General features: G+C 59.2%; 14 protein-coding genes. 9 read left to right on the top strand and 5 right to left on the bottom strand.

Annotation, left to right across the window (positions count from 1 at the left end; genetic code table 11):
- Nucleotides 1-146: 146 nt before the first annotated feature.
- The gene (gene macB, locus ACP4QI_RS07110) at nucleotides 147-2087 is read right to left on the bottom strand and encodes a macrolide ABC transporter ATP-binding protein/permease MacB (protein ID WP_426494979.1); all 1941 of its coding nucleotides are present in this window, start codon (nucleotides 2085-2087) and stop codon (nucleotides 147-149) included.
- On the bottom strand, nucleotides 2084-3199 hold the full coding sequence (gene macA / locus ACP4QI_RS07105) for a macrolide transporter subunit MacA (protein ID WP_142488892.1): 1116 nt from the start codon (nucleotides 3197-3199) through the stop codon (nucleotides 2084-2086). Before macA ends, macB begins: the two co-directional genes overlap by 4 nt.
- Nucleotides 3200-3358: 159 nt before the next feature.
- Between macA and ACP4QI_RS07100 the strand changes: the two genes are divergently transcribed.
- A complete protein-coding gene (locus tag ACP4QI_RS07100) occupies nucleotides 3359-4315 on the top strand; it encodes a VirK/YbjX family protein (RefSeq protein WP_156263325.1) in 957 nt (318 codons plus the stop codon).
- Here the strand turns inward: ACP4QI_RS07100 and ACP4QI_RS07095 are convergent.
- Nucleotides 4312-5970, bottom strand: a complete 1659-nt coding sequence (locus tag ACP4QI_RS07095) for an ATP-dependent endonuclease (RefSeq protein WP_142488890.1) — start codon at nucleotides 5968-5970, stop codon at nucleotides 4312-4314. The genes ACP4QI_RS07100 and ACP4QI_RS07095 overlap by 4 nt on opposite strands.
- Nucleotides 5971-6092: 122 nt before the next feature.
- Nucleotides 6093-6338, bottom strand: coding sequence for a hypothetical protein (locus ACP4QI_RS07090; RefSeq protein WP_426494980.1), 246 nt, complete (start codon nucleotides 6336-6338; stop codon nucleotides 6093-6095).
- A gap of 371 nt (nucleotides 6339-6709) precedes the next feature.
- On the opposite strand from ACP4QI_RS07090, the gene aqpZ reads away from it, so the two are divergent.
- The 4 genes from aqpZ to hcr all read left to right on the top strand — a co-directional run bounded on the left by aqpZ (nucleotide 6710) and on the right by hcr (nucleotide 11248).
- Complete coding sequence (gene aqpZ, locus ACP4QI_RS07085; RefSeq protein WP_426494981.1) at nucleotides 6710-7405, top strand: aquaporin Z; 696 nt, start codon at nucleotides 6710-6712, stop codon at nucleotides 7403-7405.
- Nucleotides 7406-7573: 168 nt separating this feature from the next.
- On the top strand, nucleotides 7574-8473 hold the full coding sequence (locus tag ACP4QI_RS07080; protein WP_426494982.1) for a lysine exporter LysO family protein: 900 nt from the start codon (nucleotides 7574-7576) through the stop codon (nucleotides 8471-8473).
- A gap of 143 nt (nucleotides 8474-8616) precedes the next feature.
- Complete coding sequence (gene hcp / locus ACP4QI_RS07075; protein ID WP_426494983.1) at nucleotides 8617-10269, top strand: hydroxylamine reductase; 1653 nt, start codon at nucleotides 8617-8619, stop codon at nucleotides 10267-10269.
- Between the two features lie 10 nt (nucleotides 10270-10279).
- Entirely contained in the window at nucleotides 10280-11248 is a 969-nt protein-coding gene (hcr, locus tag ACP4QI_RS07070) for an NADH oxidoreductase (RefSeq protein WP_231312758.1), read from the top strand.
- Between the two features lie 122 nt (nucleotides 11249-11370).
- On the opposite strand, the gene ACP4QI_RS07065 is transcribed toward hcr, so the two are convergent.
- On the bottom strand, nucleotides 11371-11805 hold the full coding sequence (locus ACP4QI_RS07065) for a DoxX family protein (protein ID WP_156263320.1): 435 nt from the start codon (nucleotides 11803-11805) through the stop codon (nucleotides 11371-11373).
- 152 nt (nucleotides 11806-11957) lie between these two features.
- Between ACP4QI_RS07065 and poxB the strand changes: the two genes are divergently transcribed.
- The 4 genes from poxB (at nucleotide 11958) to ACP4QI_RS07045 (ending at nucleotide 17268) form a co-directional block, all read left to right on the top strand.
- The gene (poxB, locus tag ACP4QI_RS07060) at nucleotides 11958-13676 is read left to right on the top strand and encodes a ubiquinone-dependent pyruvate dehydrogenase (RefSeq protein ID WP_142488883.1); all 1719 of its coding nucleotides are present in this window, start codon (nucleotides 11958-11960) and stop codon (nucleotides 13674-13676) included.
- Nucleotides 13677-13714: 38 nt separating this feature from the next.
- Nucleotides 13715-14716 carry a low-specificity L-threonine aldolase gene (gene ltaE / locus ACP4QI_RS07055; protein ID WP_142488882.1) on the top strand — a complete coding sequence of 334 codons (1002 nt, stop codon included), beginning with the start codon at nucleotides 13715-13717 and terminating at the stop codon, nucleotides 14714-14716.
- Between the two features lie 9 nt (nucleotides 14717-14725).
- Nucleotides 14726-16162 (top strand): SDR family oxidoreductase, encoded by a 1437-nt coding sequence (locus ACP4QI_RS07050; protein WP_426494984.1) that lies wholly within the window; start codon nucleotides 14726-14728, stop codon nucleotides 16160-16162.
- Nucleotides 16163-16254: 92 nt separating this feature from the next.
- Nucleotides 16255-17268 carry an NAD-dependent epimerase/dehydratase family protein gene (locus ACP4QI_RS07045; RefSeq protein WP_142488880.1) on the top strand — a complete coding sequence of 338 codons (1014 nt, stop codon included), beginning with the start codon at nucleotides 16255-16257 and terminating at the stop codon, nucleotides 17266-17268.
- The last annotated feature ends 8 nt before the right edge of the window (nucleotides 17269-17276 follow it).

Below are 17276 nucleotides of genomic sequence, written 5' to 3'. Positions count from 1 at the left end.
AGCTGACGCCCGGCGGCGCTGCGCTTGCACGGGCCTACAAAGCCTTGTGGGCTGCTGTGCGAGCTGACGCCCGGCGGCGCTGCGCTTGCGCGGGCCTACGAACTTTTGTAGGCCGGGTAAGGCGTAGCCGCCACCCGGCAACAGGCTCACTCCCGGGCTAGCGCATCCACCGGATCCAGCCGCGCCGCATTTCTTGCCGGCAGCCAGCCAAACAGCACCCCGGTAAAGGTAGAACAAAGAAAGGCCGTTAACAGCGCCATCGGTGAAAAACCAATTTCCCAGCCGGGTAAAAACAGCTGCAGCGTGAAGGCAATTAACAGGGAGAGCGAAATCCCCAGCGCGCCGCCTACCAGACAGACCAGCACCGCCTCAATTAAAAACTGCTGCAGCACGTCGCTGGCCCGGGCGCCGACCGCCATGCGGATGCCGATTTCGCGCGTGCGCTCCGTCACCGACACCAGCATGATATTCATCACCCCAATTCCCCCGACCAGCAGAGAGATAATCGCTACCAGCGTGAGGAAGAGCTGAAGAGTACGTGTGGTCTTTTCCGCCGTTTTCAAGAGCCCGTCCATGTTCCAGGTGAAGAAATCCTTCTTCCCATGGCGCAGGGTCAGCAGGCGCTCGAGCTGTTGTTCCGCCTGGGCGCTGTCGTAGCCCTCTTTCACCCGGACGGTGATCGAGTTCAGCCATGACTGCCCCATAATGCGTCCGGAGATGGTGGTATACGGCAGCCAGACGCGCAAAATCTTGCTGCTGCCAAACATCGACTGCTTCTCCTCCGCCACGCCGATCACCGTTGCAGGCATATTGCCCACCAGGATAATTTCGCCCATCACCTTCGCTTTATTGGGGAACAGCTGACGCCGGGAGTTGGCATCCAGCACCACCACCTGCGCCCGGCCCGCCAGCTGTTCCGCATTGAAGGTGCCCCCTTCGCTGAAGGTCATACCGTAGACGTTAAAGTAATCGCCGCTGACGCCGTTAGCGCTGGCGGCCACGTCGATGTTGGCGTAACGCAGACGCAGGTTCTGCGACACCGCCGGGGTGGCGGAGTTGACCCAGGGCTGCTTCTGGATAGCGGCCAGATCGTCATATTTCAGCGCCTGCTGATACTGCGGCTCATCGTCGCCAAAGTCTTTGCCGGGATAGACGTCGATGGTGTTGGTGCCGATGGAGCGTATGTCCGACAGCACCAGCTGTTTGGCGGCATCCCCCACCACCACAATCGATACCACCGAGGCGATACCGATGATGATCCCGAGCATGGTCAACAGGGTACGCATCTTGTTGGCGGCCATCGCCAGCCAGGCCATGGTCAGCGCTTCACGGAAACTGCTGGCAAACTGCCGCCAGCCGGACGGCGGCGGTAGCGCCACCTCCTGACGCCGGGTGGCGTTAAGGCCGGGCGGTGGATTGCTGACCAGCTCGCCGTCGTGGATCTCCACGATCCGCCCGGCCTGCGCGGCCACCTGCGGATCGTGGGTGACGATGATCACCGTATGCCCCTGATCCCGCAGCTGGTGCAGGATCGCCATGACCTCTTCCCCGGAGTGGCTGTCCAGCGCCCCGGTCGGTTCATCGGCAAGGATCACCTGCCCGCCGTTCATCAGCGCCCGGGCGATACTCACCCGCTGCTGCTGTCCCCCGGAGAGCTGCGAAGGCTGGTAATCGACCCGCTCCCCCAGCCCCAGCCGGGTAAGCAGCGCCTGCGCCCGCTCAAGCCGTTTTTTGCGCTCCACGCCGGCATAGACCGCCGGGACTTCGACGTTTTGCGCCGCGCTCAGGTGCGAGAGCAGGTGGTAACGCTGGAAGATAAAGCCGAAATGTTCCCGCCGCAGTTTGGCCAGCGCGTCGCTGTCGAGGGTGGCGACATCGGTCCCGGCCACCCGGTAGGTGCCGCTGGTGGGTTTATCCAGACAGCCAAGAATATTCATCAGGGTGGATTTACCGGAGCCCGAGGCCCCGACAATCGCTACCATCTCCCCGGCCTCGACCCGCAGGGTGATGCCTTTCAGCACCTCCACCGGCCCGTCGCCGGAGGGGTAGCTCCGGCGGATATCATTCAGCTCCAGCAGGGCCGTCATTTGGCCGCCCCAGGCTGGCTCTCGCTGATGACCACCTCTTCACCCTCTTCCAGCCCTTTCACCACCACCACGTCGGTGTCGTTGCGCGCGCCGAGGCTCACCTCACGCTCGCGCGTCTCGCCGCTACGCAGCACCTTCACGTTGTAGCGGTTGTCGCCTACGGGTTCACCCAGCGCCGCCAGCGGAATGGTCAGCACGTTTTTAACCCCGGCCAGCTGGATATGCACCTGAGCGGTCATGTCCAGACGCAGCACCCCCTGCGGGTTAGGCACTTCAAAGCGGGCGTGATAGAAGATGGCGTCGTTGACCTTTTCCGGGGTCGGGAGAATGTCTTTCAGCACCCCTTCGTAGCGGGTTTGCGGATCCCCCAACACGGTAAACCAGGCTTTTTGTCCTGGTTTAAGGTGAATGACATCCGCCTCGGAGACCTGGGCTTTCACCAGCATGGTGCCCATATCCGCCAGGGTCAGGATGTTCGGCGCCTGCTGGGCGGCAATCACCGTCTGCCCCTGCAGGGTGGTGATTTGCGTCACTTCCCCGGCCATCGGGGCGACGATACGGGTGTAATCAAGGTTGGTTTTGGCGCTGTCCAGCGAGGCCTGGTTGCGTTTGATCTGAGCATCGATGGTGCCAATCTGCGCCTGCTTGACCGCCAGCTCCGTAACCGAGGTATCCAGATCCTGCTGCGAGATCGCCTGGGTCGTAGCCAGCTGCCGCTGACGGTTCAGGGTCACCTGGGCCAGCTTACGCTCCGCTTCAGCCTGGCTGCGCTGGGCGCGCAGCTCCATCAGGGTCGCCTCCACCTCTTTGATCTGGTTTTCGGCCTGCTCCGGATCGATGACCCCCAGCAGCTGCCCTTTTTTCACTTTGTCGCCAATCTCCACCGACAGCGTTTTCAGCTGCCCGCTGACCTGCGCGCCTACGTCCACCTTGCGCAGCGCGTCCAGCTTGCCGGTGGCGAGCACGCTTTGCTGCAGCTCGCCCGGACGGACAATCAGCGTTTGATAGTGCGGCACCGGGGCGTTAAGCACCCGCCACAGCCAGAATCCAGCCACCAGTACAATCAGCACCAGCAGCAGAAACAGCTTCCTGCGTTTTCCCTTAAAGTTCATAAATATTCCAAATAGCTATTCTGGCTTACATAACTGTTGATTCTAACTAAACCGTTCCTCAACGAAACCCCTGCTTTTCAGGATGGTTGAAAATCGTTGAGGAGAGGTTGATAAAACCCCTGCTGAAATAAAGATCTGGCAACAAGACCGGAATTTATTATGTCATCCATCGCAGAGTCATCTTATACACACCAGCCACACCCAAAATCGGGCTGGCAACTGTTTCAACGTCTGGCATCCGGGACATTAACCCCCGGCCTTGCCTGGCGCAACCCGGCCTACCGCCGCAAGTTTATGCTGCGATCGCTGATGACGCCATTCAGCACCGCCCGCCTGCTGACTAACCTGGCAAAACAGCCGCAGTTACTGCAGCTGTTGCAGGTTCAGCCTGGGCTTCCCTGCCGCCTGCACCGCCCGTGGTTGTCCGTTGCCATCAACCGTCAGCAAACCCTGCAGGCGCTGAACTGGCACTATCAGACGATGCAGCGCCAGCTTCCGGCCGCGCTGATGAACGGCTATCTCTCCCGGGAAGGTGTGACGTTGCTGACCCTGACCGGCAAAGACGAGCAGCAGTTTACCCTGCGCCTGTGCGCCGATGCTTTTCTGGATAAAGAGGGCGAAGCCACGCTGGCGTTTTGCGACGCACAGCAGACGGTGCTGGCAGAGATGACCTTTACGCTGTGCCAGATTAACGGCACCGCGACGCTGTTTATCGGCGGGATGCAGGGGGCAAAAGCCTTTGTGCCGCACGAGGCGATCCAGAGCGCCACCAAAGCCTGTCACGGCCTGTTCCCGAAACGCCTGCTGGTGGAAGCCGCCATGACGCTGGGCAACGCCCTTGCCGTGGAGCAGATCGTTGCCGTCAGCAACAGCACCCATATTTACCGCAGCTGGCGCTATCGCAAGAAAAAAGAGGGCAAACTGCTGGCCGATTACGATAGCTTCTGGCTGTCGCTCGGTGGAGAGCGCGACGACGAGGGCAACTTCAGGCTGCCGCTCGCCATGCCGCGCAAACCGATGGAAGAGATTGCCAGCAAAAAGCGCGCCGAGTACCGCCGCCGCTTTGCCCTGCTGGACAGCCTGATCGATCAGGTCAACCAGGCAACCCGCCGTTAATCAGCTCTCCCGCGCGCCAGCCACAGCACGCGGGAGAACATTTTCCGCAACAGGGTTGGCACTGCCTCAACCCCGCGCCGCCCGGCCTCCATCGCCACTTCAATCGCCAGATCGGGTTTCGACGAACGGTGAATGGCCTTCACGATCACCCGCCGCATGTTCATCGGAACATCGTCGGGGATCATCGCCACCCGGTGAAAGACGTCCGAGAAGCCCTGGCGGTACATGAAGTGCTCCATGTCCATAGCGGGGAGCATCGTCAGGTGCTCCCGCTCCTCTTCCCGGTCGTTATTGATCAGCCCGCGCACGGTAGCGGCATATTTCTTACCCGCTTCGTCGCCGTCCACCAGCACGTGCCACTCGATGCCCATCCGCCGGGCAAATTTGATCAGCGGTTTTAAGCCCGACTGGGCAAACTCAATCACCTTGATCCCCTCGGCATCGAAGTGGTGGCCGCACTGGCGGGCAAGCTCGTTAATCACCCAGGTTTCCGTCTCCCCTTCCACCAGCAGCCAGCAGCGGGCGAACAGGGAGGAGGCGCGATTAAAGCGAATATGGAAGGCGATCCGCCGGTTGTCTTCGGCGTTCATCCCCCCGGGTCCGAGGCGGAAGGCGGAGACGCGCGACGATTCGCGTACCAGGCGACAGACGTGCTCGACCGGGGTTAACGACAGCAGCTCGCCGGAGTTGGTGGTGGTGATGCGCTGCAACGGCAGCAGGTTCAGCAGGTGCCACGCCACCGAGAGCATAATGGGGTGCAGGCGCGTTTCGGGATCTTCTACCAGCAGCAGCGGGCGGGCATCCCGGTCCAGCCGGACGGTGCCTTTGGCCTGCAATAGCGTCGAGAAGAGTCCCAGTAGGATCACCCGGTGCGAACGGCCGCCAGGCCTGTCAATCATCCGGTTGATGATGTCGAGATAGCGCCAGCTACGCTGTTCGTCATGGGAGCGCCGCCGCATCAGCCGGTTGCGGACCGGCGAAGATCCCTGCTCGGAGAAGTAGTGCTCCAGCAGCTGCACCATCGCCGACAGCCCCTGACGGATCTGGCCATCGGTTAAATTTTGCGGGCGGGCCACCAGCTCCCGGGCCAGATAATCCAGCTCGCGAGCGGTCACTTCCACGTCGGGCATATTGGGCACCGCGCCGTTGCGGATCCGGCGCATAAAGCGGGCGTCCCGCAGGCGCAGCACCGGCATCAGACGCACCAGATGGCGCGCGAGCGCGTCGATATCCGCCAGCGGCAGAGCATTACCGTCGGTATCGAGAAAACCACGCAGGGTCAGCACGCTGTCGTCGTCCGCCAGCTCGCCCTCCAGACGGTAAAAAATGCGCTGATAGCCGTCCTCACAGGGCACCCAGCAGTCGGCAAGGGGGCGATAGCGACGGACGCGATGACGGCCCGGCTCGGATTCACGGAAGGTGAGAATGATATGCAGATGGTGTTCTCGCCCCAGCAGATCCCCGGGCGGGAACCAGAAATCTTCCCGGACAAAATGGTACAGATCGGATTCCGGGGAGAGCAGCAGCGTCAGGGCATCCAGCAGGCTGGATTTACCCCAGGCGTTTTCCCCGATCAGCACGTTATTGTGCTCAAGCATCAACGATAATCGGTTGATCCCGCGAAATCCTACAATTTCCACACGTTCCAGCAACATATACCCTCCGGGAAATTCCTGATTTTTCCTTTATGTTATCCGGAGTATAGCTTTCTGGGTGCGCTGAGAATATGAGTAAACAAAAATGGGGAGCAAGCCCCCCATAAATAGATTAACGGTGATTAGCTACGATGAAACAGCTTGTTGAAAATGCTGGAGGCAACACTGACGCCCGTTTCAACGATCATACCGATACCGCGACCCAGAGTTTCGGCCGCTGCGGTCGCCTGACCTTCAGGATCCAGACCGAAGATATTCAGACCCGTATCAACCACTTTACCAATGCCCATGCCCAGTGAAGCGGCTGCATCTGCAATAAAACCTGCACCGGATACGTTTTCAATTTCCTGTTGGTTTAATTCACGCATTGCAAAATCCTTATTTCAATGTTGTTTATGTATACATTTGAAATTTCCGGTGGCCATCAATACGCGTTCTGCCCCGGTCATTTCAGGGGCGGATGCTAGTTATCGGTATTATTATTGTCAATGTATTGCATTTTATTCGGAAAAATGCCCGAACAACCAATCATCCGATCAATATAAATAGCGCGATATCTCTTCACTTATTTAAATAAGGAACCATCTGTCATTGTTCTAAATCAAATTTTATAGATTTATTCTACTGGTGCAGGGGAGCATGCATTTCTAGAATAATAGCGCTTTTTATGTCGTGATTATTTTGTTGCGATAAGTACTGCGTACCGGATAGTCGCAGTTTTTTTATTTTTGAGGTGGTTATGTTCAGAAAATTAGCAGCTGAATGTTTTGGTACATTCTGGTTAGTCTTTGGTGGTTGTGGCAGCGCGGTTCTGGCCGCAGGTTTTCCTGAATTGGGGATTGGTTTTGTCGGGGTCTCCCTGGCCTTTGGTTTAACGGTATTAACCATGGCCTACGCCGTAGGGCATATTTCTGGCGGGCATTTTAACCCGGCGGTGACATTAGGCCTGTGGGCGGGCGGCCGTTTTCCGGCGAAAGATATTCTCGGCTATATTATTGCCCAGGTAATTGGCGGGATTATTGCTGCCGCTATTCTGTATGTTATTGCCAGCGGTAAAGCCGGCTTTGACGCCGCGGCCAGCGGTTTTGCGTCAAACGGTTTTGGCGAACACTCTCCAGGCGGCTTCTCCATGCTGTCTGCTATCGTGATTGAAATCGTACTGACGGCCGGCTTCCTGCTGGTGATCCACGGCGCCACCGACAAACATGCCCCGGCCGGTTTTGCCCCGATTGCCATTGGCCTGGCGCTGACCCTGATCCACCTGATCAGTATCCCGGTGACCAACACCTCGGTTAACCCGGCGCGCAGCACCGCGGTCGCCATCTTCCAGGGCGGCTGGGCGCTGGAGCAGCTGTGGCTGTTCTGGGTGATGCCGATTATCGGCGGTATTATCGGCGGCGTGCTGTATCGCACCCTGCTTGAGAAGCGCGATTAAGATTGTACGCGTTGCGGTGCCGGGTGGCGGCTTCGCCTTACCCGGCCTACGGGACAGTATTTCGTAGGCCGGGCAAGCGTCAGCGCCGCCCGGCACTGTTTTCACCTTTACTGAACCGCCTTAATTGGGTAGTGTCACAGCGCCACTCATATAAAGGACCGGTTGTTCATGTTTTCAGGACTCTTAATCATTCTGATCCCGCTGATTGTGGGTTATCTCATTCCTCTTCGTCAGCTGTCAGCCTTAAAACTGATCAACCGTTTACTGAGCTGGATTGTCTACGTCATTCTGTTTTTTATGGGCATCAGTCTCGCCTTTCTCGATAATCTGGCGGCCAACCTGCTGTCGATCCTGCATTACTCCATCATTACGATGGCGGTTATTTTGCTGTGCAATATCGCAGCGCTGTTCTGGCTGGAACGGGTTATTCCCTGGAAAAACTACCATCACCAGGAGAAATTACCGTCGCGTATTGCCATGGCGCTGGAGTCATTAAAATTATGCGGCGTGGTGGTGCTCGGTTTTCTGCTGGGGCTGACGGGGCTCGACATTTTACAGCACGCCACCGAAGCCAGTGAATATACCCTGATCTTCCTGCTGTTCCTGATTGGTATTCAGCTGCGAAATAACGGCATGACCTTAAAACAGATCGTGCTCAACCGCCGGGGTATGATGGTCGCCGTCATCGTGGTGGGCAGTTCTCTGGTGGGCGGGGTGATTAACGCCTTTATCCTTGGCCTGCCGCTTAATACCGCCCTGGCAATGGCCTCAGGTTTTGGCTGGTACTCCCTGTCCGGCATTTTGTTAACCGAATCCTTTGGCCCGGTGATTGGCAGCGCCGCCTTCTTTAACGACCTTGGCCGGGAGCTGATCGCCATTATGCTGATCCCGGGTCTGGTGCGTCGCAGCCGCTCCACGGCGCTGGGCCTGTGCGGCGCCACCTCGATGGACTTTACCCTGCCGGTTCTGCAACGCTCGGGCGGTCTGGAGATGGTGCCGGCCGCTATCGTACACGGCTTTATTTTAAGCCTGCTGGTGCCGATTATGATGGCGTTCTTCTCCGCCTGATACTTCTTTGGCGGTAGCCTGCTGCCGCCAAAATTGCGCTAAATCAATATCCCTCTACTTTGTAGCAGAAAGCCCTTCCCAGCGTATCGCCGCAAGCATAATCTTAAAGATGTATCTCAAATATAACTTTAACAGGTGTGATTATGTTTTGTGTGCAATGTGAACAAACTATACGTACCCCAGCCGGCAACGGCTGCTCTTACGCACAGGGCATGTGCGGTAAAACCGCAGAAACCTCCGATCTGCAGGATCTGCTGATTGCCTCCCTGCAGGGTTTATCCGCCTGGGCAGTAAAAGCCCGGAAATATGGCATTATCGACCACTACGTGGATAACTTCGCCCCGCGCGCGTTTTTCTCTACCCTGACCAACGTCAACTTCGATTCGCCACGCATTGTGGGCTACGCCCGTGAAGCTATTGCCCTGCGTGACGCCCTGAAAGCCCAGTCCATGAACGTTGATGCCAGTGCCCGCGTCGATAATCCCATGGCCGATCTGCAGCTGGTGAGCGACGATCTCGGCGACCTGCAGCGTCAGGCGGCTGAATTTACCCCGAACAAAGACAAAGCGGCGATTGGCGAGAATATCCTCGGCCTGCGTCTGCTGTGCCTGTACGGCCTGAAAGGTGCGGCGGCCTATATGGAACACGCGCACGTTCTGGACCAGTACGACAACGACATCTACGCCCAGTACCACAAAATCATGGCGTGGCTGGGGACCTGGCCTTCCGATATGAACGCCCTGCTGGAGTGTTCCATGGAAATCGGCCAGATGAACTTCAAAGTGATGAGCATTCTGGACGCCGGTGAAACCACTAAATATGGTCACCCGACCCCAACCCAGGTCAACGTTAAAGCGACCGAAGGCAAGTGCATCCTGATCTCCGGTCACGACCTGAAAGATCTCTACAACCTGCTGGAGCAGACCGACGGCACCGGGGTGAACGTTTACACCCACGGTGAGATGCTGCCTGCCCACGGCTACCCGGAGCTGCGCAAATTCAAACATCTGATCGGTAACTACGGCAGCGGCTGGCAGAACCAGCAGGTGGAGTTCGCCCGCTTCCCTGGCCCGATCGTGATGACCTCTAACTGCATCATCGACCCAACCGTAGGTGCCTACGACGATCGTATCTGGACCCGCAGCATCGTCGGCTGGCCGGGCGTGAGCCACCTCGAAGGTGATGATTTTGGCCCGGTGATTGCCCAGGCACAGCAGATGGCGGGCTTCCCGTACAGCGAAATCCCTCATCTGATCACCGTTGGTTTTGGCCGTCAGACCCTGCTGGGCGCGGCGGATTCCCTGATTGATCTGGTGAGCCGCGAAAAACTGCGTCACATCTTCCTGGTCGGCGGCTGCGACGGCGCACGCGGGGAGCGTAACTACTTCACCGACTTCGCCACCAGCGTGCCGGACGACTGCCTGATCCTGACCCTGGCCTGCGGTAAATACCGTTTCAACAAGCTGGAGTTCGGTGATATTGAAGGCCTGCCGCGTCTGATCGATGCCGGCCAGTGTAACGATGCCTACTCGGCGATCATCCTGGCGGTAACCCTGGCAGAAAAACTGGGCTGTGGCGTGAACGACCTGCCGCTGTCGCTGGTGCTCTCCTGGTTCGAACAGAAAGCGATTGTGATCCTGCTGACCCTGCTGTCGCTGGGCGTGAAAAACATCGTCACCGGCCCGACCGCACCCGGCTTCTTTACGCCGGATCTGCTGGCCGTCCTCAACGAGAAGTTTGGTCTGCGTTCCGTGACCACCGTTGAAGAAGACATGAAGCAACTGCTGAGCGCGTAAGGAGTAAAGTATGACAATGCCAACCCATCAGTGCCCATGGCGGATGCAGGTTCATCACATCCATCAGGAAACGCCTGATGTCTGGACGATATCGCTGCTGTGCCACGACTATTATCCATACCGTGCCGGACAGTATGCGCTGGTCAGCGTGCGTAATTCAGCGGAAACGCTGCGGGCGTACACGATCTCCTCAACGCCGGGTATCAGCGAGTACATCACGCTGACCATCCGCCGCATTGATGCGGGGGCAGGCTCTCAGTGGTTGACGCACGATGTGAAGCGCGGGGATTACATCTGGCTGTCGGACGCGCAGGGTGATTTTACCTGTGACGATAAGCCGGAAGATAAATTCCTGCTGCTGGCTGCCGGATGCGGCGTGACGCCGGTGATGTCGATGCGTCGCTGGCTGGCGAAGAACCGCCCGCAGGCCGACGTGGAGGTGATCTTCAGCGTGCGCTCGCCGCAGGATGTGATTTTCGCGGACGAATGGCGTAACTACCCGGTCACCCTGGTGGCCGAAACCAACGCCACCGAGGGTTTTGTGGCCGGTCGTCTGACCCGCGAGCTGCTGCAGCGCGTGCCGGATCTCGCCTCACGCACCGTGATGACCTGCGGTCCGGCGCCCTATATGGACATTGTTGAAGAAGAGGTGAAGGCCCTGGGCGTGACCCGCTTCTTTAAAGAGCAGTTCTTTACCCCGGTCGCGGAAGCCGCCACCAGCGGACTGAAGTTCACCAAACTGCAGCCGGCACAGACCTTCTTTGGCCGCGTGGGCAGCACGCTGCTGGAGGCGCTGGAGAGCAATAACGTGCCGGTGGTGGCCGCCTGCCGTGCAGGCGTCTGCGGCTGCTGTAAAACGAAGGTGGTGGACGGGAACTATACCGTCTCCAGCACCATGACGCTGACGGATGCCGAAGTGGCGGAAGGCTACGTGCTGGCCTGCTCCTGTCATCCGCAGGGGGATTTGGTGCTGGCCTGATGAAAAGCCCGGTGGCGCTACCGCTTACCGGGCCTGCAAAGTCCATGCTCTAATACCCGGTGGCGCTACGCTTACCGGGCCTACGAAACCCGTAGGCCGGGCAAACGCAGTGCCGCCCGGCGTTACTTCCAGACCGGATCGCTTACCACCGCGTACCGCCCCGCCCCTAAAAATGCCACGGCCAGTGCGCCAACGAAGAAGTAGACCAGACTCTCAATCGCCCACGCCCCCACCGCATCCAGCGCGAAGGTTTTACCGGTGCCTACCATCAGCCACGCCACGACCATAGTAAAGGCCAGTACCAGCGCCGCCGGACGGGTAAGAATACCGAGGATAATCAGGATCGGCGCCACCACTTCGCCAATCAGAACCCCATAGGCGATAAAGCCCGGCAGTCCTTTTGCCACCAGCATGCCTGCAATCCCCCCCACCCCGTCGAAAGCCTTATGCAGGCCATGAAACAGCATCAACCCCCCCACCGCCAGGCGCAGCAGCAGTCTGCCAAAATCTTCATGCGTTAGCGTTTTATTAACAGCCATTAACAATGATTTAACCATTTGAATTCACTCCGCTTTTTATGGGATACGCCACCACAATATGACGAAATGTTGCGCATTGAAAGCAACTATTAATCAGGGGGATTAAACAGGCATGGCGGTCAGTTTCATCTAAGCTTGAAAGCGTTATCACATTCAGGAGACGGACTACCATGAAACAAACCGTGGCGAACTACATTGCAAAAATGCTGGAACAGGCCGGAGTGAAGCGAATCTGGGGTGTCACCGGGGATTCCCTCAACGGCCTGAGCGACAGCCTGAACCGGATGGGCACCATCGAGTGGATGCCCACCCGTCATGAGGAGGTCGCCGCGTTCGCCGCCGGGGCCGAGGCCCAGCTCACCGGGGAGCTGGCGGTGTGCGCCGGTTCCTGCGGGCCGGGCAACCTGCACCTGATCAACGGCCTGTTTGATTGTCATCGTAACAACGTCCCGGTGCTGGCCATCGCGGCGCATATTCCGTCGAGTGAAATCGGCAGCGGCTATTTTCAGGAGACGCATCCCCAGGAGCTGTTCCGTGAATGCAGCCACTACTGTGAGCTTGTCTCCTCACCCGAGCAGATCCCGCAGGTGCTGGCCCTGGCCCTGCGCAACGCTATCTTAAAGCGTGGCGTCTCGGTAATTGTGCTGCCCGGCGACGTGGCGCTACAGGCGGCACCGGAAAGCGCCAGCAACCACTGGTATCCGGCCCCCCTGCCGGTGGTGACGCCCGCCCATGCCGAACTGAAAAAGCTGGCGCAGCTGCTGCGCTACTCCAGCAATATCGCCCTGATGTGCGGCAGCGGCTGCGCCGGGGCCCACGACGAGCTGGTGGAATTTGCCGGCATGCTCAAGGCGCCGATTGTTCACGCCCTGCGCGGCAAAGAGCACGTAGAGTACGATAACCCCTTTGATGTAGGGATGACCGGGCTGATCGGCTTCTCGTCCGGGTTCCACACCATGATGAACGCCGACACCCTCGTGCTGCTCGGCACCCGCTTCCCCTATCGCGCCTTCTACCCTACCGACGCAAAAATCATTCAGATCGACATCAACCCGGCCAGCATCGGGGCCCACAGCAAGGTGGATATGGCGCTGGTAGGCGATATCAAGGCCACGCTTACCGCGCTGATGCCGCTGCTGGAGGAGAAAACCGATCGTAAATTCCTCGATAAAGCCCTCAGCGACTACCGTGATGCCCGCAAAGGGCTGGACGATCTGGCGAAGCCCAGCGACAAGGCGCTCCACCCGCAGTATCTGGCGCAGCAGATCAGCCATTACGCTGACGAAGATGCCATCTTTACCTGCGACGTGGGCACCCCGACCGTATGGGCGGCGCGCTACCTGAAAATGAACGGCAAGCGCCGTCTGATTGGCTCGTTTAACCACGGCTCGATGGCTAACGCCATGCCGCAGGCGCTGGGGGCCAAAGCCACCGCGCCGGAGCGGCAGGTGGTGGCGATGTGCGGTGACGGCGGCTTCAGCATGCTGATGGGCGATTTTCTCTCGGTGGCGCAGATGAAGCTGCCGATCAAAATCATCGTCTTTAACAACAGCGTGCTGGGCTTTGTGGCGATGGAGATGAAGGCCGGGGGCTATCTCACCGACGGCACCGAGCTGCACGACACCAACTTCGCCGCTATCGCCGAAGCCTGCGGTATCACCGGCATCCGTGTGGAAAAAGCCTCCGAGGTGGACGATGCCCTACAGCGCGCCTTCGCCACCGAAGGCCCGGTGCTGGTGGACGTGGTGGTCGCCAAAGACGAACTGGCGATCCCGCCGCAGATCAAACTTGAGCAGGCCAAGGGCTTTAGCCTGTATATGCTGCGCGCCATCATCAGCGGCCGCGGTGACGAAGTTCTGGAGCTAGCCAAAACCAACTGGCTCAGGTAAAACAATCGGCATCGCCTTTAAAATAATAAGGAAATGCCATGATTGATTTACGCAGCGACACCGTCACAAGACCAACGCGAGCCATGCTGGAGGAGATGCTGGCCGCGCCGGTCGGGGACGACGTCTACGGCGACGACCCCACCGTTAACGAACTTCAGCGCTATGCCGCGGAGCTGAGCGGTCACGAGGCCGCCCTGTTCCTGCCGACCGGCACCCAGGCCAACCTGGTGGCCCTGCTCAGCCACTGTGAACGCGGCGAAGAGTATATCGTCGGTCAGGGGGCGCATAACTATCTCTACGAAGCCGGTGGCGCCGCGGTGCTCGGCAGCATTCAGCCGCAGCCGATCGATGCCGCCTCTGACGGCTCCCTGCCGCTGGACAAAGTTGCCGCCAAAATCAAAGCCGACGACATCCACTTCGCCCGCACTAAGCTGCTCAGCCTCGAAAACACCCATAACGGCAAAGTGCTCCCGCGCGAGTACCTGAAAGCGGCGTGGGAGTTTACCCGCGAGCGCAAGCTGGGGCTGCACGTCGACGGCGCACGCATCTTTAACGCCGTGGTGGAGTATGGCTGCGAGCTGAAAGAGATCACGCAATATTGCGACTCGTTCACCATTTGTCTCTCCAAAGGGCTGGGCACGCCGGTGGGCTCCCTGCTGGTGGGCAACGCCGACTACATCAGGCGCGCCAACCGCTGGCGTAAAATGACCGGCGGCGGCATGCGCCAGGCCGGGATCCTCGCCGCAGCGGGTCTGTACGCCCTGAAAAATAACGTTGCCCGCCTGAAGGACGATCACGACAATGCGGCATGGATGGCGACGCAGCTGCGCGAGATCGGCGCAGATGTGATGCGTCACGACACTAACATGCTGTTTATCCGCGTCGGAGAGGACAACGCGGCGGCGCTGGGTGAGTTTATGAAGGCGCGCGGCGTGCTGATCAACGCCTCGCCGGTGGTCCGTCTGGTAATGCATCTCGACGTCAACCGCGAGCAGCTTGCTGAAGTCGTTGCTCACTGGCAGGCGTTTTTGCAGCGCTAAGGAGCTAACGTGCCGCAACGTATTCTGGTCCTGGGTGCCAGCGGGTATATCGGTCAACATCTGGTGGCCGCCCTTAGCGCGCGCGGGCATCAGGTCCGGGCTGCGGCACGCAACGTTGAGCGCCTGCAAAAGCTGGGGCTGCCCAACGTCACCTGCCATGCTATCGATCTCAACTGGCCCCGGGATCTGGCGGCCCTGCTTGCGGGGGTGGATACCCTTTACTATCTGGTGCACAGCATGGGCGAAGGCGGGAACTTTATCGCCCACGAGCGTCAGGTAGCGATGAACGTCCGCGACCTGCTGCTGGAACATCCGGTTAAACAGATTATTTTCCTCAGTTCGTTGCAGGCACCGGAGCATGAGCAGTCCGACCACCTGCGCGCCCGGCAGCTGACCGCCGGGGTGCTGCGCAGCGCCGGGATCCCGCTCACCGAGCTGCGGGCCGGGATCATCGTCGGCGCAGGCTCTGCCGCTTTCGAGGTGATGCGCGACATGGTCTATAACCTGCCGGTGCTGACCCCGCCGCGCTGGGTGCGATCCCGCACCACGCCGATTGCCCTGGAGAATCTGCTGCACTATCTGGTTGAACTGCTCAATCACCCGGCCACAGAGCACCGGGTGCTGGAGGCCGCCGGGCCCGAGGTGCTGAGCTATCAGCAGCAGTTCGAACACTTTATGACGGTGAGCGGCCGCCGCCGGCCGCTGATCCCCATCCCCTTCCCGACCCGCTGGATCTCGGTGTGGTTTTTAAACGTCATCACCTCCGTGCCGCCGACCACCGCCAGGGCCTTAATTCAGGGGCTGAAACACGATCTGCTGGCGGACGACCGCGAGCTGCGGGCGCTGATCCCGCAGGAATTGATCCGCTTCGATGACGCGGTGCGTAACACGCTAAAAGAAGAGGAGAAGCTGGTGAACTCCAGCGACTGGGGCTACGACGCCCAGGCGTTCGCCCGCTGGCGGCCGGAGTACGGCTACTATCCAAAGCAGGCCGGGTATAGGGTGACAACCTCCGCCAGCCTGGCCGACCTGTGGCAGGTGGTGAATCAGCTCGGCGGCAAAGAGGGTTACTTCTTTGGCAACGCCCTGTGGCAGACCCGGGCGATGATGGACCTGCTGGTCGGGCATAAGCTGGCGAAGGGCCGTCCGGCGGCACCGTACCTGCAAACCGGTGATGCGGTCGACAGCTGGAAGGTGATTATCGTCGAGCCAGAGAAACAGCTGGCGCTGCTGTTTGGCATGAAAGCCCCCGGTCTTGGGCGGTTGTGCTTTACCCTGAAGGACAAAGGCGATCGCCGGGAGCTGGACGTGCGCGCCTGGTGGCACCCGCACGGGATGCCGGGTCTGTTCTACTGGCTATTGATGATCCCGGCGCACCTGTTTATCTTCCGGGGAATGGCCCGGCGTATTGCACATCTGGCAGAACAAAAGTCAGAAAAAGTCTGATTAAAACTCCGAATCTTTCACGTTTCCCATTGCATACAGGCGTAATTCACGGAAGAATGCGCACGAAATTCTTTTCAAAACAGTGGATCGATATGAAGGTACTGGTTACCGGCGCCACCAGCGGCTTAGGCCGCAATGCGGTGGAGTTTTTGCGCAATAAAGGCATCAGCGTCCGGGCCACCGGTCGCAATGAAGCGATGGGTAAATTGCTGCAAAAAATGGGCGCAGAGTTTGTCCATGCCGACCTGACGGAACTGGTCTCTTCCCAGGCAAAAGTGATGCTGGCCGGAATCGATACGCTGTGGCACTGCTCCAGCTTTACCTCGCCCTGGGGTACCCAGGAAGCCTTCGATCTGGCGAACGTGCGCGCCACCCGCCGTCTGGGCGAGTGGGCCGTGGCCTGGGGGGTGCGCAACTTCGTGCATATCTCCTCCCCGTCGCTCTACTTCGATTACCACCATCATCGCGATGTTCAGGAAGATTTTCGTCCTGCGCGCTACGCCTGCGAATTTGCCCGCAGCAAAGCCGCCAGCGAAGAGGTGATCGATCTGCTGGCGCAGTCCAACCCGCATACCCGCTTTACCATCCTGCGTCCGCAGAGCCTGTTTGGGCCGCACGATAAAGTGTTTATTCCGCGCCTGGCGCAGATGATGCACCACTACGGCAGCGTGCTGTTGCCGCGCGGCGGAGATGCGCTGGTGGACATGACCTATTTCGACAACGCCATTCACGCCATGTGGCTGGCCAGCCAGATCGAATGCGACAATCTGCCGTCCGGGCGGGCATATAACATCACCAACGGCGAACCGCGCACATTGCGCAGCATTGTGCAGAAGCTGATTGACGAGCTGAACATTCACTGCCGGATCCGCTCGGTGCCCTATCCGATGCTGGACATTATTGCCCGCAGCATGGAGCGGCTGGGAAATAAAGCCGCCAAAGAGCCCGCCCTGACCCACTACGGGGTGTCGAAACTGAACTTTGACTTTACCCTTGATACGCGACGCGCAGAGACCGAGCTCGGCTATACACCGCTGGTGACGCTGGATGAAGGCATTGAGAAGACGGCGGCCTGGCTGCGGGATCACGGGAAGCTGCATCGCTGACACGAAAA

It is taken from the genome of Leclercia sp. TB492 (assembly GCF_049974505.2).
Classification (GTDB): Bacteria; Pseudomonadota; Gammaproteobacteria; order Enterobacterales; family Enterobacteriaceae; genus Enterobacter; species Enterobacter adecarboxylatus_C.
This window is presented reverse-complemented; position numbering and strand designations above follow the sequence as displayed.